Origin of the sequence: Haloprofundus sp. MHR1 (assembly GCF_005155585.1) — an archaeon.
GTDB classification, from domain to species: domain Archaea; phylum Halobacteriota; class Halobacteria; order Halobacteriales; family Haloferacaceae; genus Haloprofundus; species Haloprofundus halophilus.
Genome location: NZ_CP039833.1, coordinates 716,837 through 736,081, shown reverse-complemented (window position 1 = coordinate 736,081; position 19,245 = coordinate 716,837). Strand labels below are relative to the sequence as shown.

22 protein-coding genes and 1 tRNA gene are annotated in these 19,245 nt (G+C 67.4%); 15 read left to right on the top strand and 8 right to left on the bottom strand.

Going from position 1 to position 19,245, the window contains the following annotated elements; genetic code table 11:
• Positions 1-63: 63 nt before the first annotated feature.
• Positions 64-1,134 (bottom strand): Lrp/AsnC family transcriptional regulator, encoded by a 1,071-nt coding sequence (locus FCF25_RS03635; protein WP_137047354.1) that lies wholly within the window; start codon positions 1,132-1,134, stop codon positions 64-66.
• Between the two features lie 127 nt (positions 1,135-1,261).
• Between FCF25_RS03635 and FCF25_RS03630 the strand changes: the two genes are divergently transcribed.
• A complete protein-coding gene (locus FCF25_RS03630) occupies positions 1,262-1,984 on the top strand; it encodes a rhodanese-like domain-containing protein (RefSeq protein WP_168191199.1) in 723 nt (240 codons plus the stop codon).
• A gap of 22 nt (positions 1,985-2,006) precedes the next feature.
• Here the strand turns inward: FCF25_RS03630 and FCF25_RS03625 are convergent, their stop codons facing one another.
• Positions 2,007-2,405 carry a DUF5778 family protein gene (locus FCF25_RS03625; protein ID WP_137047352.1) on the bottom strand — a complete coding sequence of 133 codons (399 nt, stop codon included), beginning with the start codon at positions 2,403-2,405 and terminating at the stop codon, positions 2,007-2,009.
• Between the two features lie 154 nt (positions 2,406-2,559).
• On the opposite strand from FCF25_RS03625, the gene uppS reads away from it, so the two are divergent.
• The gene (uppS, locus tag FCF25_RS03620) at positions 2,560-3,489 is read left to right on the top strand and encodes a polyprenyl diphosphate synthase (protein ID WP_117595314.1); all 930 of its coding nucleotides are present in this window, start codon (positions 2,560-2,562) and stop codon (positions 3,487-3,489) included.
• 52 nt (positions 3,490-3,541) lie between these two features.
• Here the strand turns inward: uppS and FCF25_RS03615 are convergent, their stop codons facing one another.
• A complete protein-coding gene (locus tag FCF25_RS03615) occupies positions 3,542-4,150 on the bottom strand; it encodes an undecaprenyl diphosphate synthase family protein (protein WP_117594811.1) in 609 nt (202 codons plus the stop codon).
• A gap of 162 nt (positions 4,151-4,312) precedes the next feature.
• Here FCF25_RS03615 and FCF25_RS03610 point away from each other — a divergent pair, with 162 nt between their 5' ends.
• The 4 genes from FCF25_RS03610 (at position 4,313) to FCF25_RS03595 (ending at position 6,831) form a co-directional block, all read left to right on the top strand.
• Positions 4,313-5,626, top strand: coding sequence for a DUF92 domain-containing protein (locus FCF25_RS03610; RefSeq protein WP_137047351.1), 1,314 nt, complete (start codon positions 4,313-4,315; stop codon positions 5,624-5,626).
• Complete coding sequence (locus FCF25_RS03605; RefSeq protein ID WP_137047350.1) at positions 5,623-6,033, top strand: N-acetyltransferase; 411 nt, start codon at positions 5,623-5,625, stop codon at positions 6,031-6,033. Before FCF25_RS03610 ends, FCF25_RS03605 begins: the two co-directional genes overlap by 4 nt.
• Positions 6,034-6,120: 87 nt before the next feature.
• Positions 6,121-6,630, top strand: coding sequence for an FxsA family protein (locus tag FCF25_RS03600; protein WP_117594808.1), 510 nt, complete (start codon positions 6,121-6,123; stop codon positions 6,628-6,630).
• 127 nt (positions 6,631-6,757) lie between these two features.
• Positions 6,758-6,831: transfer RNA gene (locus tag FCF25_RS03595), tRNA-Ile, on the top strand.
• Between the two features lie 143 nt (positions 6,832-6,974).
• Here the strand turns inward: FCF25_RS03595 and FCF25_RS03590 are convergent.
• Both FCF25_RS03590 and FCF25_RS03585 read right to left on the bottom strand, forming a co-directional pair.
• Positions 6,975-8,009: a zinc-dependent alcohol dehydrogenase family protein gene (locus FCF25_RS03590; RefSeq protein WP_137047349.1), complete on the bottom strand. Its 1,035-nt coding sequence runs from the start codon at positions 8,007-8,009 to the stop codon at positions 6,975-6,977.
• A gap of 59 nt (positions 8,010-8,068) precedes the next feature.
• Entirely contained in the window at positions 8,069-9,484 is a 1,416-nt protein-coding gene (locus tag FCF25_RS03585) for an amidohydrolase (protein WP_137047348.1), read from the bottom strand.
• A gap of 277 nt (positions 9,485-9,761) precedes the next feature.
• On the opposite strand from FCF25_RS03585, the gene FCF25_RS03580 reads away from it, so the two are divergent.
• From FCF25_RS03580 to yciH, 4 genes are all read left to right on the top strand, one after another.
• Positions 9,762-10,577: a hypothetical protein gene (locus FCF25_RS03580; protein ID WP_137047347.1), complete on the top strand. Its 816-nt coding sequence runs from the start codon at positions 9,762-9,764 to the stop codon at positions 10,575-10,577.
• 141 nt (positions 10,578-10,718) lie between these two features.
• Positions 10,719-10,958: a hypothetical protein gene (locus FCF25_RS03575; protein ID WP_117594804.1), complete on the top strand. Its 240-nt coding sequence runs from the start codon at positions 10,719-10,721 to the stop codon at positions 10,956-10,958.
• A 326-nt stretch (positions 10,959-11,284) separates the two neighbouring features.
• Entirely contained in the window at positions 11,285-11,692 is a 408-nt protein-coding gene (locus tag FCF25_RS03570; protein ID WP_137047346.1) for a type IV pilin, read from the top strand.
• An 88-nt stretch (positions 11,693-11,780) separates the two neighbouring features.
• Positions 11,781-12,083: a stress response translation initiation inhibitor YciH gene (gene yciH, locus FCF25_RS03565; RefSeq protein WP_117594802.1), complete on the top strand. Its 303-nt coding sequence runs from the start codon at positions 11,781-11,783 to the stop codon at positions 12,081-12,083.
• A gap of 29 nt (positions 12,084-12,112) precedes the next feature.
• On the opposite strand, the gene eis is transcribed toward yciH, so the two are convergent.
• Positions 12,113-13,477 (bottom strand): enhanced intracellular survival protein Eis, encoded by a 1,365-nt coding sequence (gene eis, locus FCF25_RS03560; protein WP_137047345.1) that lies wholly within the window; start codon positions 13,475-13,477, stop codon positions 12,113-12,115.
• A gap of 140 nt (positions 13,478-13,617) precedes the next feature.
• Here eis and FCF25_RS03555 point away from each other — a divergent pair, with 140 nt between their 5' ends.
• From FCF25_RS03555 to FCF25_RS03540, 4 genes are all read left to right on the top strand, one after another.
• On the top strand, positions 13,618-13,872 hold the full coding sequence (locus tag FCF25_RS03555; RefSeq protein ID WP_117594800.1) for a hypothetical protein: 255 nt from the start codon (positions 13,618-13,620) through the stop codon (positions 13,870-13,872).
• A 43-nt stretch (positions 13,873-13,915) separates the two neighbouring features.
• Positions 13,916-14,164: a hypothetical protein gene (locus tag FCF25_RS03550; protein WP_117594799.1), complete on the top strand. Its 249-nt coding sequence runs from the start codon at positions 13,916-13,918 to the stop codon at positions 14,162-14,164.
• Positions 14,165-14,243: 79 nt separating this feature from the next.
• Positions 14,244-15,119: a homoserine kinase gene (locus FCF25_RS03545; protein WP_117594798.1), complete on the top strand. Its 876-nt coding sequence runs from the start codon at positions 14,244-14,246 to the stop codon at positions 15,117-15,119.
• 89 nt (positions 15,120-15,208) lie between these two features.
• The gene (locus tag FCF25_RS03540; protein WP_117594797.1) at positions 15,209-15,661 is read left to right on the top strand and encodes a universal stress protein; all 453 of its coding nucleotides are present in this window, start codon (positions 15,209-15,211) and stop codon (positions 15,659-15,661) included.
• A 42-nt stretch (positions 15,662-15,703) separates the two neighbouring features.
• Here FCF25_RS03540 and pdxS read toward each other — a convergent pair whose 3' ends face one another.
• Positions 15,704-16,612, bottom strand: coding sequence for a pyridoxal 5'-phosphate synthase lyase subunit PdxS (gene pdxS / locus FCF25_RS03535; protein ID WP_117594796.1), 909 nt, complete (start codon positions 16,610-16,612; stop codon positions 15,704-15,706).
• Positions 16,613-16,703: 91 nt separating this feature from the next.
• Positions 16,704-18,362 carry a TrkA family potassium uptake protein gene (locus FCF25_RS03530; protein ID WP_137047344.1) on the bottom strand — a complete coding sequence of 553 codons (1,659 nt, stop codon included), beginning with the start codon at positions 18,360-18,362 and terminating at the stop codon, positions 16,704-16,706.
• Between the two features lie 128 nt (positions 18,363-18,490).
• Between FCF25_RS03530 and FCF25_RS03525 the strand changes: the two genes are divergently transcribed.
• The gene (locus tag FCF25_RS03525; RefSeq protein ID WP_137047343.1) at positions 18,491-19,213 is read left to right on the top strand and encodes a DUF1405 domain-containing protein; all 723 of its coding nucleotides are present in this window, start codon (positions 18,491-18,493) and stop codon (positions 19,211-19,213) included.
• Positions 19,214-19,245: the final 32 nt, after the last annotated feature.

Below are 19,245 nucleotides of genomic sequence, written 5' to 3'. Positions count from 1 at the left end.
TAGCCGCGCTCCCGTGAGCCCACTCGGCACACCGCGTACCGAGTGAAGACCTCCGCGAGTTCCTCATTCACTGGTGTTCGCCTCCGCGCGTTCGGCCAGCCTGATTCCGGTCTTCTTCAGAATGCGCGTCGAGAACAGCGAGTCCCAGTCGTCGTCGCCGACCTCCCAGTACTCGCTCATCGTCTCGCGGACCTCCTGGATGCGGCGCTGACTCTCCTCCTCGCTTCGACCGTGGGTCATCGCGAAGAAGTTGTACGGCCAGACGCCCTCGTGGCGGGGGCGACGGTAGCAGTGAGTGACGAAGTCGAGCGAGGCGACGGCGGGACCGACCGTCTCGACCACCTCGTCGGGGACGTTCCAGACGGTCATCCCGTTCTCGGTGTAGCCGAGCGCGTAGTGGTTCGGGATGACGCCGACGCGGCGGACCTTCCCCTCCAGGTCGAACCGCTTGACGGTCTCGACGACCCACTCGGTCTCCGCGCCTATCGCGTCGGCGACGTCGGCGTACGGCGTCGCCGTTATCGGGAGCCCACCCTGTATCTCGACGACCAGGTCGCGCTCGTCCGGCGTGAGCGTCGGCCTGCCCGAGGGTTCCACGTCGGGGCCGAGGTGTGAGAGGTCCACGTCGCCGTCGGGGACCGGCCCGTCGAGCATGAACTTGGCCTCGACGCGGAACTCGTTCATCTTCGGCAGGTTGTACGTCTCCTGGCCCGTCTCGGCCTCGATCTCCGCGAGCACCTCGTCGACGCGGTCCTCGTCCGCGACGCTGACGACGAACCACATGTTGAGGTGCGGATGCTCGCGCTCGTAGTTGTGCGCGACTTCGCGGTGAGCGTTCACCAACTCCGCGACTTCCTCGAAGCGCTCGGGCGGGGCGTGCATGGCGACGAGCGTCGCCGCGCCGCCGATGTTCTCGGCGTTGACGAGCGCGCCGAAGCGCGTGAGGACGCCCTCCTCGTCGAGCGTCTGCACGCGCGCGAGAAGTTCGTCCGCCGTCACGTCGACGCCGCGTTCGCGCAGCGCGGCCGCCGCCGGGTCGAACGGACGTTCGACGACCGGAAACCCGCCCTGAAACGCGTTGATGATGGCGCGGTCGAGTTCCGACAGCGTCGCGTCCGCGTCCGCCTGTCTCATGAGCGACACTCCGAACGGAGGAAGAATAAGCGTCTCGAAGCCGGGACGCGTTCGACGGTCGAACCACGGGAGCGACTCCGACGTGGCGACACGGTTTTATCCGTCCGATAGTTATCTTCGTCCGAAAATGCAGCGTCGCACGTTCCTCGCAGCCGCCGGTACCGCCGGAGCAGCGGCACTCGCCGGCTGTTCGAACTCGTCGTCGTCCGGGACGCCGGACAACAACACCAACGGCTACGAGACCCTGACCGTCGACGGGTCGAACGCGCAGGTCCCGCTCGCGCCGATAGAAGACGTCCACCAGTGGTTCCAGGACGGGTCGGCGAAGTTCGCCGACGCCCGCGGACAGCGACAGTACGACGCCTCCCACATCGAGGGGGCGGTGCTCTCGCCCGCGCCCGACGGCCGGGCGAACGACCCGACGGGCGCGTGGGACGAATCCCAGCGCATCGTCACCTACTGCGGCTGTCCGCACCACCTCTCGTCGATGCGCGCCGCGTCGCTCATCGACTCGGGGTACACGGAGGTGTTCGCGCTCGACGAGGGGTTCTTCGAGTGGCGCGACCGCGGCTACCCGCTACAGGGCGCCGAGGTCGACGTGGAACCGCCGTCGTACACGGTTCGCGGTCAGACCGACGCATCGCTCGCCGGGAAGAACGCCTGGGCGCGACACGAGCAGTCCGAGCAGCGCGAGGCCGGCCCCATCGCCGACGACGGCAGTTTCGAGCTCGTGCTGCACTTCTACGACGTGACCGAGTCCTCGCCCATCGTCGTCGAGACGCCCGAGTACCGCATCGAGCGGCCGCTCGGCGAGCTCGCGGAAACCGTCGTCACGGACGTCGAACGCTGAGAGTCGGGTGTCGACCGCGGGCTCAGTCGCCGCGGACGCCGGTCACGCGGTAGCCCATCTCCTCGATCTCCTCGATTATCGCCTCGTGGTCGGTGTCGGCCTCGTAGTAGAACACGAGGTTGAACGCGCCGTTCCGCAGCAGTTGCTGGCACTCCCAGACGAACTCGTCGTCCTCCAGGGTCAGCCCCTGGAACTGGTTCGAGGCGAAGTCGGTGTCGTCGTTGCCGGCGTAGATGTACGCCTCGCCCTTCCCGGCGTGCTCGGCGATGACGTCGTTCAGGTCGACGGTGAGTTCGTGCATCTCCAGGTCCTCCTGTCCGGAGAGGTCGGTGTGGACGATGACGCCGTTAAGTTGAATCTCGCCCGGTTCCAGCAGCGCTTTCGTCCGCTTGTAGAGGTCGTCGTCGAGCGTCTCGCTCATGGCAACACCGTCGGGGGGCCCGGATAAACCCCTCACGGTTCGCGCGGGCGACTCGATGGTGTCGTCGCCGACCGTGCTGTGTGTCGGCGTAGCGCGGTCGAAGCCGGCGAAACAGGGCACAAGACACATGTGGTGCGAGCGTGACGATGCGTACATGTTTCGGCGGGTCCGCCAGGAGTTCGCATCGGGATACGAGCGGTTGCTACGCGGTGAAGTCGGCGAGGGACCCACGCACGTCGCCATCATCCAGGACGGCAACCGCCGGTACGCGAGGCGGAACGGCGACGACGCGCCGGACGGTCACCAGGCGGGCGCAGAGACCACCGAGCGCGTCCTCGACTGGTGTCAGGAGCTCGGCATCGCCGAACTGACGCTGTACGCGTTCTCGACGGAGAACTTCGCGCGGCCGCCCGAGGAGCGCGAACCGCTGTTCGACCTCATCGAAGCGAAGCTGTACGAGTTCGCCGACGCCGACCGCGTCCACGACAACGAGGTGTGCATCCGCGCCATCGGCGCTATCGAACGGCTGCCCGAGCGGGTGAGGGACGCCGTCGAGTACGCCGAACGGCGGACGCGCGGCTACGACCGGTTCACGCTGAACATCGCGCTGGCGTACGGCGGCCGGGCCGAACTGCTGGAGGCCGCCCGCGACGTCGCCCGCGACGTCGACGCCGGCGACCTCTCGCCGGAGGACATCGACGTGGAAGCGGTCGAGAGCCGCCTCTACCGCCGGCCCGTCCGCGACGTCGACCTCATCATCCGAACCGGCGGCGACGAGCGAACCTCGAACTTCCTGCCGTGGCACGCCAACGGTAACGAGGCGGCGGTGTTCTTCTGTGCGCCCTACTGGCCGGAGTTCTCGAAGGTCGACTTCCTCCGCGGTATCCGGACGTACGAGTCCCGTGAGGCGTCGTGGCAGCGCCACCGCACCAACCGGGCCGTCGCGCTGGTGCGGTCGCTCGCCGAGGTGGAACTGGCGGAGGCCAAGACCGTCGCCAAACGACTCCGCGACCAACTGACGAGCGCCGGTGCCGCCGAGATAGACGAGGCGCTGGCGAACCACGAGACCGAACCGGCCGACTGAGACGGTCGAGAAGATACCACTGCCGCGGCGACGTTTGGGCGCTTGCCGCCGCTCAGCGTCCAAACCGCCGCTTTCGGTCCTGGTAATCCAGCACCGCGCGGAGGTAGTCGCGCTTGCGGAAGTCCCGCCAGTTCACGTCGGTGAAGTACAGCTCCGAGTACACCGACTGCCAGATCATGAAGTCCGAGAGCCGTTCGGCGCCCGTCTTGAGCACCAGGTCCGGTTCGTCGGGGAAGACGAGACGGCCCTCGATGTCGTCCTCGTCGATGTCCTCGGGGTCGAGTTCTCCCGCCTCGACTTCGCGGGCGAGCGAGCGGACCGCCTCGGCGAACTCGTGTTTGCCGCCGAGGCCGATACTCACCTGGATGGGCGCGTCGGCGCGTTCGGTGTCGTCGGGGCCGCGGACGACCAGCGAGCGGGGGGCGTCCACGCCGCGCAGTTCGCGTTCGAGCGTCGCCACGACCGCCGGGTCGAGCACGCTCACGGAGATGGTGACGCGTTCGGCTCCGTACTCGAACGCCCACTCGAGGAACCGTTCGAGCGTCTCGTACGCGCCTTTCTCCAACAGGTCGCGCTCGGTGATGACGACGGCGACGTGTCGGGGGGACTCCGCCGTCGAGCGGCGGTGGCGAAGCGCGAGATACGTGTCGTACAGGGCCACGTCCGAGAGTCGTCGCCGGACTTCAAAAGCCCATCTCTCTGGCGTCCCTCCCGTCCGGGAGCCGAACGGGCGAGCGTGAGTTCGGTCGCCTCCGGCGAGCCGAGACGGAGCAAAGTCCGCGATGTCGGGAGGGTTAAGTGGTCATCGGGGATACCGAGTGGTGTGACTTCGACTCTCCGACGGGCGGCCGGGTTCGCCGCCGTCGGGTCCCTCGCGTTCGCCACGCCGGTTCTCGGCATCGCAGCGGCGGTTCCGTTCGCCGTCGTCGCCGCCGTCGCCGCGTTCGTCGGCGAGGACGGCCGTCTCTTCGAGCTGTTCGCCCGCCCGGGCGACCGACAGGACGGCCGGCTGACCGGCCTACTGGGTTTCGCGCTCGCCGCGGCGGCGCTGGCGGTGCTGGCGACGGTTCCGGAGACGCGGCTGCCCGTCAGCGCGTTCGTCGCCGCCGTCGTCGTCGTCGCCTACGGCAACCTCGGCGAGCAGCTCGCCTCCCGCTGGAACGACGGGGCGTTTCACGCCGTCGCGGGTTTCACTGTCGCCGGCTTTCTGGCGGCCGTCGGCGGACAGGCGCTCGTCGTGTCCGCGACGAACGAGGCGCTCACGGTTCCGAAACTCACGTTTCTGGCGGCCGTCGGTGTGTTCGTCGCCGCGCTGCTCCGCGAGGTACTGCTCAAACACGACGACCCGCTGGTGCTCGTCTCGACCGGGCTGCTGCTGTGGCTGTTCCACGAACTCCCTATCGACGTCTCGCCGCTGGAGGTCGCCGCCGCGCTCGCGCTGACTGTCGTCCTCGGCTACGTCTCGTACGCGCTCGGCACGGCGTCGGTCGCGGGGATGCTCACCGGCATCCTTCTGGGCGTCCTCACTATCGTTCTCGGCGGGTTCGGCTGGTTCGCCGTCCTCATCACGTTCTTCGGCGTCGGCGCGCTCTCGACGAAGTTCAAGTACGAGTCCAAGCGCCGACGCGGCGTCGCCGAGGAGAACGACGGCGCGCGCGGAAGCGGGAACGTGCTCGGCAACGCCGCCGTCGCGATGGCGGCCGTTCTCGGCTACGCCGCGACCGAGCAAGCGGGCGTCGAGTTGCTGTTTCTGTTCGCGTTCGCCGGGTCGCTGGCGACGGCGATGAGCGACACGCTGTCGAGCGAAGTCGGCGGCCTGTTCGACACGCCGCGACTCATCACCACGCTCCGAGAGGTCGAACCGGGGACCGACGGCGCGGTGACCTGGCAGGGCGAACTCGCCGGACTCCTCGGGGCCGTCCTCGTCGCCGCCGTCGCTGCGCTCACGTTACCGTTGGCTCCGCCGCTCGTCGGCGCACTCATCGTCACGCTCGGCGGCGTTAGTGGGATGACGGTCGACAGCCTCCTCGGGGCGACGGTCGAGGGGAACCGCGTCGGCAACCAAGCGGTGAACTTTCTGGCGACGCTGTCGGGTGCGGTCGTGAGCATCGCGCTCGCTGCGTTCTTGCTTCTGTGACCTTGATTCGACCGGCCCGAACCGCGGAGTACCCCGCACTCGCGTCGATACAGACGTCGCTGGCGGAGCCGAGCCCGGAACTGCTTCGCTGGGCCGTCGACGCCGGGAACGTGTTGGTGTCGACCGCCGATGGGCGACCGGTCGCCTACCTTCTCGCCGTGTACGGTGAGTCGGTTCACGTGGCCGAACTCGCGGTCCGGCCCGACCGCCGCCGAGAGGGCCGAGCGAGCGCCCTGTTGTCCCGTCTGGTCTCGTCGCTCGGGGCCGAAACCCGAGTCACCGTCGCCGTCGAACCGGAGAACGGGGCGGCGAGAGCGCTGTACCGTTCGATGGGGTTCGAGCGGGTGAGACGGGACGAGTCGTACTTCGAGGGCGGCGCGGCGCTGATACTCGCTCGACGGACGTGAGTGGCCGTCTACGGGTCGGTACCGGCCGAAAACACGCGACAGGGTCACGTCACAAAGGCTATCAGGCCGGAACTGATAGCGAGAGGTATGCGGACTCGCTGGATAATCGTGCTGCTGTTGCTCATCCCCCTGAGCGACGCGCTGTTGCTCGTCCCCGTCGCAGGCGAGTTGGGCTATCTCCCGACCGTCGCACTCGTCGTACTCACCGGACTCGTGGGGATGATGCTCGTCCGCGCGGAGGGCCGGACGACGCTCGCGCGCATCCAACAGCGACTGGCGATCGGCGAACTCCCGGCGAACCAACTGCTCGACGGCGGCCTGCTCATCGCCGCGGGCGCGTTCCTACTCACCCCCGGTCTCGTGACCGACGTTATCGGGTTCCTGCTGGCGATTCCGGTGACCCGGTACCCGATTCGCACGGTCATCAAGCGCTACGTCGTGAAGCCGTACCTCGACAAGCAGGCCGACGGCTTCGTCTCCGGCGGCGTCTGGACCGGCGGATTCCCGTACCCCGACGAGGAAGACGACGTGTACGACGTCGACTCGAACTCGTATCGGTTCGACGACGACGACGCGAGCACCGACCGGTCGAACTGATTCTCCGGCGAGTGGCGGCAAAATAGACCGCCGATAATCGAAAGACGGCAGTGCCACGGCCTACCGCCGTTGGGCGAAACAGAAACCCTTAAACAAAACACCGCGCAACTACTGAATGCGCTCAGTTGGGCCAATAGCTCAGTTAGGTTGAGCGCTCGGCTGATAACCGGGAGGTCCGCGGTTCAAATCCGCGTTGGCCCATCCCTTTGGCGACGAAGGGCCGCACACTCCCCAGCCAACTAATCTCGTTCCCACACCCGATAGCGACCGTTCTACCGTCCGTAACGCGTCCACGGTACGTCCACGACACATCGACGATACGGGTGCGACCCGTCTCGGCCGTTCTACCGCTGCGGGTACACCATCTTCTTGAGTCCTTCGCGGTTCTCCATCTGGTCGAACGCCGTTCCGAGTTCGTCGAGACCGAACTCGTCGGTGACGAGCGCGTCGACGTCGACGCGGCCGGTCTGGAGCAGCCTCACCGCTCGTGCGAACGTGTCGGGCGTGAGCGAGTACGTCCCGATAACTTCTCGCTCCTCGAAGAACAGGTCGAACGCCGGAAGTTCGACCGTCGCGTCCTCGGGCGGGACGCCGAAAACGAGCGTCCGCCCGCCGGGTCCGGTGAGCGCGTGCGCCTGCTCGACGAGAGCCGGGACGCCGACCGCTTCGATAGCGACGTCGACCGGCCCGACGAGGTCGTCGACCGTCGATTCGAGGTCCCCCTCGGTCGGGTCGACCGCGTGGTCCGCCCCGAGTTCGAGGGCCGCCTCCCGGCGCTCGGCGACCGGTTCGGAGACGACGACGGCTCCGGCACCGCTCGTCCGAAGTAGTCCGACGAGGAGCAAGCCGATAGCCCCGGCCCCGACGACGACGACCGTCTCGCCGCTCGTCAGATCGATCTGGTCGAGACCGTTGATGCAACAACCCAACGGCTCGGCGAACGCCGCGGTCCGGTAGTCGAGGTCGCCGATACGTTCGACGTTCGCCGCCGGCGCACAGACGTACTCGGCGAACGCCCCGTCGACGGTGTGTTTTGCCGCCCCGCCTATCGACGTGAGGTCGGTGCAGAGGTTCTCGCGTCCGGATTTGCACATCCGGCACTCGTGGCACGGAACGGAGGGGTTGATGGCGACGCGGTCGCCCGCCGTGAAGTCGCCGCCGTCGCCGACGTCGTCGCCAACGGCGACGATTTCACCGGCGCACTCGTGACCCGGAACCAACGGGTAATCGACGGAGAGCGAACCGCTGTACATGTGAACGTCGGTCGCACAGACGCCGCAGGCGTTGACCGCGACGAGCAGTTCGTCCGACCCCGGAGTCGGTCGCTGTCCGTCTCTGAGTTCCAGCGTCCGGGTGTCGGTCAGTGTGGCGCTCTTCATGGGTTGTCTACCGAGAGAACAGCGTTGGGCGAGTTAAAACACGGTATCGAGACGCGAACCTACGTCGTCACGTCGAACGGGGGTTCGGCGTCCTCCGGGAGCGGCGTCTCGTAGGCGTCGCCGCCGATCTCCGTCTCGAACTCCTCGCGCGCCGCTTCGACCGTCTCCGGACTCGTCAGCAGGTCGTACGTCGCCCCGGCGAGCACTTTCGCGGTGAACGCGACGCCCTTCAGCCCGAAGTCGCCGTTGGCGGCGACGACCTGCCAGGAGTGGCCGGGCGCGCCGACGGGCCACGTCGCCGCCGTGAACTGGCCGGTCGGCGTGATCCAACTCACGTCGGCGACTTCCGTCGAGCCGTGGGTCTGGTGGTCGCGGTCGAACGGTTCCACGGGGTCGGGATGCAGCGACTTCTCGCGTATCTCGTCGTACAGTTCGTCGGGGACGGTCGAGAGCCCAGACTCGATTCGGTCGTCGGGGACGGTCGCCTTGAGTTCGGCGGCGAACTCGTAGTCGGCGTCGTCGTACGGAATCGGGCCGACAGCCTGCATGTTCCGCCAGATGACGTCGGAGACGACGTCGTTGGCGCGGTAGTCGTAACAGCCCGTGAGGAACCGTTCGGTGACCTCGGTCTGCGTCATCAGCGCCGCCGCCTCGGCGATGTCGCGGAGCCACTCGGTGTTGCGCTCGACCTCCTCGCGGTCCGGCGCGCGGACGTAGTGCCACACCGTCGCCTCCGCGGGGACGACGTTCGGGGCTTCTCCCCCGTCCGTGATGACGTAGTGCATCCGCGCGTCGTCGGAGATGTGTTCGCGCATGTACTCGACGCCGGTGTTCATCAGTTCGACCGCGTCGAGCGCGCTCCGACCCGAATCCGGCGACCCGCCCGCGTGCGCCGCCTCGCCCTCGAAGGTGAACATGACGGAGTCGAGCGCGTTCGACGAACCCATCCGCGGCGTGCTGAGGTCGCCCGGGTGCCACGTCAGCGCCGCGTCGAGGTCGTCGAAGACGCCCGCGCGGGCCATGTACGTCTTCCCGACCAGCGTCTCCTCGGCCGGGCAGCCGTAGAAGACGACGGTTCCGGGGAGTCCCGACCCGTCGATGGCTTCCTTCACTGCGACGGCCGCGCCCGCCCCGGCGGTGCCGAAGAGGTTGTGGCCGCACCCGTGGCCGGGGCCGCCCTCCTCGACGGGGTCGCGTTCGGCTTCGACCTTCTGCGAGAGCCCCGGGAGCGCGTCGTACTCGCCGAGGATGCCGACTCTCGGTCCGCCCTCGCCGTAGGCGGCGACGAACGCCGTCGGCATCCCGGCGACGCCGTGTTCGATCTCGAACCCCTCACCTTCGAGGAACTCGACGAGCGTCGCCGCCGACTGTTCCTCGTGAAGCCCGAGTTCGGGCGTCTCCCAGATACGTTCCGCGACGTCGACGAGGCGCGATTCGTTCTCGTCGACCCAGTCGAACGCCGTTTGCTTGCTCATAGCTCACACACAACAAAACCCTCGATAAGCCTGCGTTCTCCGGAACGTGTCGCCGGTTCGCGGACGAGGGGAGCGGAGAACTGAGCGTCGACGGCGGTGACCGAACGGTCGACGATAGCGGAGGGGAAAGAGGAGGAAAGAGGGGAAACGGGGGTAGCGTCGGTTCTGTACTCACTCGTGCAGTCGTAGCCGGGAGCACCGCGGTCGGTCGCCAACCGCGCCGGGGGTCAGGATAATGGACAGGTTGATACCGCCGGACTGACGAGCGAGGACGACGATGCGGCATCTCGACGCGACTCCCCCCGAGCGGACCAGCCTGTTCCACGGACGAGCGATTCGTCTCCCGATGCCGAGCGTCGAGGCCGAACTGGAGTTCCACCGCAACATGTGGCGAGTCGCGGAGGGACTCGAACGGAAAGCCGAGATGGTCGCCGACCCGCGGGCGTCGGTTCACGAGGCGTGCGACCAGCAGTTCGAGCGCATCAAAACCAGCTACGAGACCACGCTCGAACGGTTCGTCGGCGACGAGTACGAGTCGGTCGCTCACGCGTACCTCGAAGGCGAGCGGTCCGACGGGCGGGCGGCGCTCGCGGGCTATCTCTCCGAGGCGTTGTGGCGGCTCCAACAGCTGTACTCCGTCTCGAACCTGACCTTCTTTCCGGTCGTCCTCCGGTATCCGCGCTGCTGTACGGTCAACGCGCGGTTCGTCCACGGACAGGTAGTCGAGAACACGATCCAGTACGAGTCCCCCGAGCACTCGGCGGTCTGTCCGGACGAGTCGTACGCCGACATCTACCACGGCGAGAGCCGCTGGTCGCAGAAACAGGCGGCCGAGCACCTCGCGGCGAGCGCGCAGTCGATCCGCGACCGGTTCCCCGACCCCCGGGAGACGCCGGACGACGAGCGACGCGCCGGAGGAATCGTGAGCGTGTTCGGACGCCGCGGGTCGACGTTCACCTCCGGACTGGAGCTCGTCGAGGCCGACCCGGACCGCTTCGACGACGACGTCGAAGAACCGACACTGGTCGCCGAGAGTTCGGTCGCCAGGTGCACGGAGCGCGAGTGGCTGCCGCGCGGAGCGGCGGTTCTGTGACCGACGAGCGGACAGTTCAGAACAAAAGACCTACTACAGCCACCTTCCGATGAACGACAGAAACTGCATGAGACACCTGCGGAGCGCACGAGTAGAGACGGGGGGAACCGACGCGACGAAGCGGCCTACGGGAGGGGACCGATGAGCGACTCGCCGTCGTTTTACGACCCGGCGGACGCCCGCTCGGACGTCCACATCCCGGACTGCGAGGTCTGCGGCTGCGACACGGTGTTTATCGGTGTGACGCCCGCCGACTACGAGTACCATCTCATCCGGGACCACGACTACCTCGGCGGCTTCACCGCGTCGCAACTGCGCTACGCCGTCGAACGCGGCGTCGAGCGGGCGAAAGCGCAGGAACGCGAACCGCGCGACGACTGAACCGAGCGGCGCGCTCGACGCGGTAGGCGACCTCTACTCGCCGCCCGCGCTCGAACTCACGTCCCGTCAGTTCGGCGAAACGAAATCGACACGTTGTTCCGAAATTCTGGATGTAGAGCACTCAACAGCCGATGGTAACTTTCGAGGACTGTGTTTATGACTACAGTATTCAAGCCCTAAATTTATATGGGATGGGTTCATTCGGATGAACAAGACACACCAATGAGACAGAACGTATCCGGGCAGGGTGTCACCGCCCAGGGCACACGGGTCCCTCGCATGGCGGGGTACAGTGCCTCTACTCAGACGGTGTGTTCGAGACAATCATGAACATTAAGAAATTGTTTAACGACGAACGAGCTGTTTCGCCGGTTATCGGCGTAATTTTAATGGTCGCTATTACTGTAATTCTAGCGGCTGTCATCGGCACGTTCGTCCTCGGACTGGGGGATCAGGTTGGTAACAGCGCGCCGCAGGCGAGTTTTGATTTCCAATACAATGGAAATACAGTGGACATCACGCACGACGGTGGTCAGGACCTCAACATGGAGCAAATCACTGTCCAAGGTGTAGATACTAGTGCTACTGGTGCTACGGAAGCAACTGGCATCGTAACTGCTGGCAATCCTATTGTTGAAGAGGGCGACGTATCGGGCACGACCACTGTTCGCATCGTCTGGGAGAACCCGGCAGGCGGTTCCTCCACGGTAATCGCTGAATCGCGCGTCCCGTAGACTTCCACAACCGAATTAGCAGTTTTCGTTATTTATCACGCACCAACCCGGAGTGACAACCCAAGTACTCTGAGACCCTACTGCTAATGTGGCAAAGGACAAAGACCTCGGTTCGATCTCCGGACTCCCGGACGAACTCGGCATCGACGACGACCTCGCGCGCACCCAGCAGGTGCTCACCGTCTCCGTGGACACGCGGCGCTACGGCAAACCCGTCACGCTCGTCGATGGGTTCGAGGGCGACACGGACCTGAAGGAACTCGCCTCGACGCTAAAGCGGAAACTCGCCTGCGGCGGCACCGTCGAGGACGGCGTCATCGAGTTGCAGGGGAACCACAAGGAGCGAGTGCCGGACATCCTGCGCGAGCAGGGGTACACCGTCGAGACCTGAGCGGAGTCGAAGAACCCGAGCGCGCCGAGTCAGAAGAACTCGTGCAGGAACACGTTTTCCGTCGGATAGAGACTATCGAGCGTCGCAACCGCCTCCGCCGCCTCCGTCGACCCTCCCGCCTCCATCGCGTCGGCGTCGGTGACGCCGTCGGGCGGTTCGAGTCGGCCGTCGTCTCGCAACTGCGGCGCGGAGCGCGCCCCGACGAGAATCTGCGAGAGCGCGCCGATACCGAGACGGAGCGAGGGGGCGGCGTCGGTTCGCTCGCAGGTGACTCCGGACTCGTCTGCGCGTAGCTCGAAGGTGTCGTCGTTCCACGCGCAGCGGTCGTCGACGACGGAGAGGACGACCGCGCCGGTTTCGTGCTCCGGAACGGGCGTCGACTCGACGGCGTCGACCACGTCGACGACGCGGACCATCGGTCCCGGACGGCGTTCGACCGTCGCCGCCCGGGGGTCCGAGAGGCGGAACAGCAGGTCGCCGCCGAGCGGTCCGTCGAGTCGGACGCGGTCGACCTGCGAGTCGTGGTCGCGGCAGAACCGAAGCAGGTGGCGCTCGGCGTCGGCGTCGACGCCGACGAGTTCGCGGACCGCCATCGTCTTCTCGTCCTCGGCGTCGTCTCTCTCGACCGTGTAGACGAGATATCCCCGGAGGTCGCCGTCGGCGTTCTCCCACCCGTAGACGTACGGTTCGGTTCCCCAGCGGTCGAAGACGCGGTGTCGCCACCAGCCCTCGGTCCGTCTGAGCGCGAGCGTCTCCGTCGCCGCCTCGCGGTGGACGGCGTCGACGGTTTCGTACGCCTCGACGTCGATGCGGCGGAATCGACCGCTCGCGTCGGCCGCGTCGTCCGCGTTGTCAACGTCGGCGTCGTCGGCCGCGTTGTCAGCGTCGGCCGCGTTGTCAGCGTCGGCCGCGTCGCCGGCGTCGGCGACGACCGAGGAGAGTTCGCCCGGCGGCACGGTCGTTCGCTGGTAGGTGTTCGTCGTCGCCCAACCGAACCGCGCGTAGAAGGCGTACTCGAACGGCCAGAGCGCGGAGAACGGAACGTCTTCGTCGCGGAGTTCGCCGAGAAACGCGTCGAGCATCCACCCGATGTGGCCCTGTCGGCGCGTCTCCGGCGGCGAGGCGACCGCGGCGAGGCCGCCGACGCGACGGGTCGCACCCCGAATCAGCATCGAGAAGTCGTACCAGCCGCAGACGGCGCGGATGTCGTCGGCGTCGAGCGCGTCGTCGGACGTCCCCGCGTCGGCGTCGGCGTACACCGCCCGAGGCGAGTAACTGTCTGGGCGCTCCGGCGGGTCGTCGTCGAGTTCCGGCCCCGCCTCGGGGCGGAACGCGTACTGGAGCGTTCGCCGGACGGCGTCGCGATGCGCCTCCGGCAGCGGTCGGTAATCCATGCGATGGCGTCGGAGTCGGCGTACAAAGCCTTCGTGGTGGCGTGCGACCGGCGCTCACGGGAGCGGTCGGTGCAGCGGCCGAGTCGGGAACGCGCCCCCGAAACCGAGTGATTCAGGGGCGCCGAGACCCAACCGTGGGTATGGCCGACAGCGACGACGAACTCATCACGTACGACAACTTGCTTCTGATACTGATTCTGTTCACCGGCATCGTCGGAACCGGCGTCGTCCGATGGGTGTTGGGCAATCTCGGCTACAACGGCGTCGGGAGAGTCGTCTTCGCGGTCGGCTACGGGGCGATGGTGTTCGTGCTCTGGTACGGCTGGATTCGACCGCTGGACATCACCGGCCCCTCCGAACGCGAGCGCTCGGAGCGCGAGCGCGGCGAGCGGTAGAACGGAACTTTAATGCCCAGTTCCGGGTCACTTACGGGTAAGGATGCTCCTGCAGATCATCGACAGTTTCCTGCTCAATTACAACGTGGGGCAGGCGCTTCTGCTCGGCTTCGTCGTGTTGACCCTCGGGGCGCTACCGCTGGGGTCGCGCCGGGTTCTGGGAATCAACTTCATCGTGTTCGGCCTCGTCTTCGCGCTCACGCCGACCGACCTCGTGCCGGTGCACTACCTGTTTCTCGGCATCGCGCTGTTGGTCGTCGGTCCGATGCTGTACGTGACCGCCAGCGAGTGAGCGACGGTCGAACCGCGAGCGGGCGGCCGGTGCTCCGCGCTTCGCCACCTTTTTCTCTCGACTCCGGATACCGCAGGCCATGATAACCGTGCGCGCGCCCGCGACCAGTGCGAACCTCGGCAGCGGCTTCGACGTCTTCGGCGTCGCGCTCGGTCGACCGGCGGACGTCGTCCGCGTCGAACGCGCCGCCGAGACGACCATCGACGTGACCGGCACCGGCAGCCGGTACATCCCCGAGAACCCGAAGAAGAACACGGTCGGAGCCGTCGCCGAGGCGCTCGACGCCCCCGCGCACATACGGATCGACAAGGGCGTGCGCCCCTCCTCGGGGCTGGGGTCGTCGGCGGCGAGCGCGGCCGCGGCGGCGCTGGCGCTCAACGAACTGTACGACCGCGGTCGCAGCCGCGAGGAGCTCGTCTCCGTCGCCGCGAAGGGCGAGGCGGTCGTCTCCGGCGAGGCCCACGCCGACAACGTCGCGCCCGCGCTGCTCGGCGGCTTCACCGTCGCCACCGACGACGGCGTGACGAGCGTCGACGCCGACGTCCCGCTGGTCGCCTGCCTCCCCGACATCGCCGTCTCGACGCGCGACGCCCGCGGCGTCCTCCCCGAGTCGACGACGCTCGACGAACTCGTCTCGACGGTCGGCAACGCGTCGACGCTCGCCGTCGGGATGTGCCGGAGCGACCCCGAACTCGTCGGCCGCGGGATGGACGACCCGGTCGTCACACCCGCCCGCGCGGCGCTCATCACCGGCTACGACGACGTGCGCGACGCCGCGCTCCGAGCGGGCGCGACGGGCGTCACCGTCAGCGGCGCGGGCCCGTCGGTTCTCGCCGTCTGTCGCCGCGACGAACGCAGGCGCGTCGCCGCCGCGATGGTCGAGTCGTTCGGCGATGCGGGCGTCGACGCCCGGGCGTACCAGACCGAAATCGGTCGCGGCGCGACGGTGCTCTGACGGGGTCGCGGGTCGCGAGTCACGGAGCGAGGCGCGGAACCGTCTCTCCCGCCGGAACGTTTTTGTGCAGCTCCCGTAATTCACGATTAATGAAACGTGCACTCGTCGCCGTCACCGACTCCGAGCGCTCGAAACGACTCGTCCGCGAGGCCGGTGAACTCGCCGCCGGCGTCGACGCCGAACTCGTGCTGCTGGCGGTCACCGCCCAGTCGGCGTACGACGACACCCGCCAGTCGACCGTCGACGCCGGTGCGCCGGGGTCGGCGTACTCGCTCAGCGACGCCCGTAGTGACGCCGAGGCCCTCGCCGAGAACGTCGCGAGCGAGGCGCTCGACGGTATCGCCATCGAGTACGAGACGGTCGGTGCGGTCGGCCGCCGCGCGGACCGAATCCTCGGCATCGCCGACGAACTCGACTGCGACCACCTCTTTCTGGCGGGGCGGCGACGCTCGCCGACGGGGAAAGCGCTGTTCGGCGACGCGACCCAGGAAGTGCTGCTGTCGTTCGACGGCCCGGTGACCGTGAGCCTCGGCGACGACTGAGCGTCGCCGGCGCTGTCTTCGCCGATATCCTCCGATTAACGCTCAGACGCCGCGACCCTGCAGTTTCTCCTCGTCGGCCATCTCGCTGTTCGACTGGCCCTTCATCCCGCGGCCGACGTCGGTCGAGATGTCGGCGAGGCGTTCCGGGTCGTCCCAGTTGTTGACGGCCTCGACGATGGCTTCGCCCATCGCTTCGGGGTTCTCCGCGCCGAAGATACCGGACCCGACGAAGATACCGTCGCAGCCGTGGTGCATCATCAGCGCCGCGTCCGCGGGGGTGGCGATGCCGCCGGCGGCGAAGTTGACGACGGGAAGGCGCCCCATCTCCGCGGTCTCGTGGACGAGGTCCGCGGGCGCTTCGTGCTCGCGGGCCCACTTCTCGCGCTCCTCGAAGTTCTTGCCGACGAGTTCGCGGATGGAGCCCTTGATGGTGCGCTGGTGCTGGACGGCCTGGTTGACGTCGCCAGTGCCGGCCTCGCCCTTCGTTCGAATCATCGCCGCGCCCTCGTCGATGCGGCGGAGCGCCTCCCCGAGGTTGCGTGCGCCGCAGACGAACGGCGAGGTGAACTCGCGCTTGTCGATGTGGTACTCGTCGTCGGCGGGCGTCAGCACCTCGGACTCGTCTATCATGTCGACGCCGAGCGCCTCGAGAATCTGCGCCTCGGTGTGGTGGCCGATGCGGGCCTTCCCCATCACCGGGATGGAGACCTCGTCGATTATCTCGGTGACGTTCGCCGGGTCGGGCATCCGCGCGACGCCGCCGCGCTTTCGGATGTCGGCCGGGACCGCTTCGAGCGCCATCACGGCGACGGCACCGGCGTCCTCGGCGATACGGGCCTGTTCGCGCGTGACGACGTCCATGATGACGCCGCCTTTCTGCATCTGTGCGAAGCCTCGCTTGACGAGGTCGGTGCCGCGCTTGAGTTCGTTGAGGTCTGTCTCCTCGGCCATACGCGGACGTAGGAGTGGGCTCACTTATCGGTGTCCTTCCGGCGAAAAGCGCCGCGAGCGCGCCGTAGGGTCGCGTCGACCGCCGACCGCGTCACCCCGTGTCGACCGTTCGCTCGAACTCCTGTATGGCCTCGTCGCTCCCGGCGACGAACATCTCGTCGCCCGACTCGACGACCGTCTCTTCGGCGGTGTGAACGCCGCCGTTGCGAGCGACGGCCACCACCGTCCACTCCCGGTCCGCGTCGCGGCGGGCGTCCCGCAGCGACTCGCCCGCGAACGCCGACGCGTCCGCCCGGACGAGCCGAATCTGGCCGACGGGGTCCATCACCCGTTCGCCGTGGACCTCCGCCGCCACGAGCCTGGCGCAGAGCTGTTGAATCGAGAGCACGTAGTCGGCTCCGGCCCTGAACGCCGGCCCCGTCTTCTCGGTGTCCGTCACCCGAACGAGTATCTCGACGTCCGGGGCCAGCGCGCGAGCCATCGCGGTGGTCAGGAGCGCGTCGGCGTCGTCGTTCACGGTGACGATGAGCGCCGAGGCGTCGTCGACGTCGGCTTCGCGGAGCGTCTGCGGTTCGGTCACGTCGCCGACGACGTCGGGGTCGGCGTCCGGCGATTCGTCGACGGTCGTCACCGAGACCTGCTCGGGCAGCGCCTCGACGGCGGCGGTACCGCCCTCGCCGAGTCCCGCGACCACGACCCGCTCGCGTGCGGATTCCTGCGGCGTTCGGATGCCGGCGACTTCGCTCGCCACCTCGTCGAGCGTCCCCTCGGGGCCGGCGACGACGAGCACGGTGTTAGCGGTCAGTCGAGCGTCGGCCGACGGTGAGACGCGCAGTTCGCCGTCGAACCATCCCGCGACCAGCGTGAGGTCCGGATGGGTGGCGAGCGGCGAGTCGCGTATCCGGACGCCGTGAAGCGAACTGCCGCGGCGGACGAGCACCTCCCGAATCGTCACCGACGTGTCGCCGACGCCGCTGTCGACGGTGACGGGCGTCGTCGCCTTCTCGGCCAGCCGTCGGCCGATGAGCGCGTGCGGCGCGACGCTGCGGTCGACGCCGATCTCGGCGAACGCGGCCTTGCGACGCGTCGAGTCGGTGAAGCTTATCACCCGGAGGTCCTCGTTCGCCTCGAGCGCAGTCAAGACGATGCTGGCGGTGCGGTTTCCGGCGTCGGTGATGAGCATCGACGCCTCCTCGATGGTGGCGCGTTCGAGGTCTTCGCGGTCCTCGGGGTCGCCGTGTATCGCCTGGTAGCCGTCGTCGGAGAGCCGCTTCGCTTCCTCCTGATCTGACTCGACGAGCACGTAGTCGACGTCGAGTTCTTCGAGTTCGTCCAACAGTACCTCGGTGTCGCGCTGGTACTCGGCGACGACCACGTGGTCGCTCTTGACCGAGAGTCGGTCGTCGAGGTTCAGCGGCGCTCGCTCGAACAGCGGGATGACGAGCACCCGAAGCGTGACGAAGCCGATGACGACGCCGGTGACCTGCATCGCGGCGACGAAGACGTTCATCGCCGGGGTTTCCCACGGGGAGTCCGCGCCGTAGCCGGTCGTCGTCATCGTCTCGATGACGGTGTTGAGCGCCTGAAAGATGGAACGCGGGCGACCTTCGAGCGTCCGCATCCCCCAGTAGTACAGGAGCGTAAACACGACTATGACCGAGACGAGGCCGACTCCGTAGCCGAGAACGAGTCGTTGGCGCCGGGTGAGGTCGTTCGGATGGAGTCCTTTCAGATTTCGGAGTTCACGCATTCGTGAATCTACTTCTCGGTTAGCGGTCCAGGACGAGGTAGTTTGCGGCGGTGAGAACGAGCGAAGGAGTTCCCGTCGGCCCGGCGGGAGACCGCTACGCCTTTGACGACTCCATCTAACCCACGGACATGTCTCTCGCGCGCGACGCCCGCGAACTGTTCGGCGGCGACGGACTCCCGTCGTCGGAGGGGCTTCCGCGCTGGCTCGCCCCCCTCCCCCGGTGGTTGGAGAACTTCGGTCTGAACCTCGCGTGGCTCGTCGTCGCCGTCAACCTCGTCGGAACGGCGTTCGGGTTCTGGTACTACCGTTTCCAGTTCGCGGAGACGCCGGTCGTGATGTGGCCGTTCGTCCCCGACAGCCCGGTGGCGACGCTGTTCATCGCGCTGTCGCTCGCGCTGTGGAAAGTCGGCCGCACCAACGAGTATCTGAACGCGCTCGCCTTCTTCGGCTGCTGGAAGCTCGGATTCTGGACGCCGTTCACGCTCGTCGTCTTCGCCGACGGCTTCCTCGCGTACACCGCGGTTCCGATGTACCTCTTTCTGTTCTTCAGCCACCTCGCGATGGTCGTCCAGGCGTTTCTCGTCCACCGATACTCGGACTTTCCGGTCGGTGCCGTCGCCGTCGCCGCGCTCTGGTACGGCTTCAACGACGTCGTGGATTACTTCGTCCCCGTCGTCGGCGACCCGCACCACACGAATCTCCCGTTCGCGGATTTCGCGGCCGTCTACGGCGACGTGACGGCGCTCCAGCTCGCCGCGGCGGGCGCGGTGACGCTGACGCTCACCGCGACGTTCCTCGCGCTGTCGACCCGAATCAAGAAGTTCGAGGTCGGCGCGCTGGGCGGTCGGTAGTCGACGATAGCGCGCCACAGAGTTAACCGAGC

Excerpts from the sequence above, each read along its gene's own strand:
- FCF25_RS03635 (WP_137047354.1), bottom strand. The coding sequence starts at position 1,134 with ATGAGACAGGCGGACGCGGACGCGACGCTGTCGGAACTCGACCGCGCC.
- FCF25_RS03630 (WP_168191199.1), top strand. The coding sequence starts at position 1,262 with ATGCAGCGTCGCACGTTCCTCGCAGCCGCCGGTACCGCCGGAGCAGCG.
- FCF25_RS03625 (WP_137047352.1), bottom strand. The coding sequence starts at position 2,405 with ATGAGCGAGACGCTCGACGACGACCTCTACAAGCGGACGAAAGCGCTG.
- uppS (WP_117595314.1), top strand. The coding sequence starts at position 2,560 with ATGTTTCGGCGGGTCCGCCAGGAGTTCGCATCGGGATACGAGCGGTTG.
- FCF25_RS03600 (WP_117594808.1), top strand. The coding sequence starts at position 6,121 with ATGCGGACTCGCTGGATAATCGTGCTGCTGTTGCTCATCCCCCTGAGC.
- FCF25_RS03590 (WP_137047349.1), bottom strand. The coding sequence starts at position 8,009 with ATGAAGAGCGCCACACTGACCGACACCCGGACGCTGGAACTCAGAGAC.
- FCF25_RS03585 (WP_137047348.1), bottom strand. The coding sequence starts at position 9,484 with ATGAGCAAGCAAACGGCGTTCGACTGGGTCGACGAGAACGAATCGCGC.
- FCF25_RS03580 (WP_137047347.1), top strand. The coding sequence starts at position 9,762 with ATGCGGCATCTCGACGCGACTCCCCCCGAGCGGACCAGCCTGTTCCAC.
- FCF25_RS03575 (WP_117594804.1), top strand. The coding sequence starts at position 10,719 with ATGAGCGACTCGCCGTCGTTTTACGACCCGGCGGACGCCCGCTCGGAC.
- FCF25_RS03570 (WP_137047346.1), top strand. The coding sequence starts at position 11,285 with ATGAACATTAAGAAATTGTTTAACGACGAACGAGCTGTTTCGCCGGTT.
- eis (WP_137047345.1), bottom strand. The coding sequence starts at position 13,477 with ATGGATTACCGACCGCTGCCGGAGGCGCATCGCGACGCCGTCCGGCGA.
- FCF25_RS03555 (WP_117594800.1), top strand. The coding sequence starts at position 13,618 with ATGGCCGACAGCGACGACGAACTCATCACGTACGACAACTTGCTTCTG.
- FCF25_RS03550 (WP_117594799.1), top strand. The coding sequence starts at position 13,916 with ATGCTCCTGCAGATCATCGACAGTTTCCTGCTCAATTACAACGTGGGG.
- FCF25_RS03545 (WP_117594798.1), top strand. The coding sequence starts at position 14,244 with ATGATAACCGTGCGCGCGCCCGCGACCAGTGCGAACCTCGGCAGCGGC.
- FCF25_RS03540 (WP_117594797.1), top strand. The coding sequence starts at position 15,209 with ATGAAACGTGCACTCGTCGCCGTCACCGACTCCGAGCGCTCGAAACGA.
- pdxS (WP_117594796.1), bottom strand. The coding sequence starts at position 16,612 with ATGGCCGAGGAGACAGACCTCAACGAACTCAAGCGCGGCACCGACCTC.
- FCF25_RS03530 (WP_137047344.1), bottom strand. The coding sequence starts at position 18,362 with ATGCGTGAACTCCGAAATCTGAAAGGACTCCATCCGAACGACCTCACC.
- FCF25_RS03525 (WP_137047343.1), top strand. The coding sequence starts at position 18,491 with ATGTCTCTCGCGCGCGACGCCCGCGAACTGTTCGGCGGCGACGGACTC.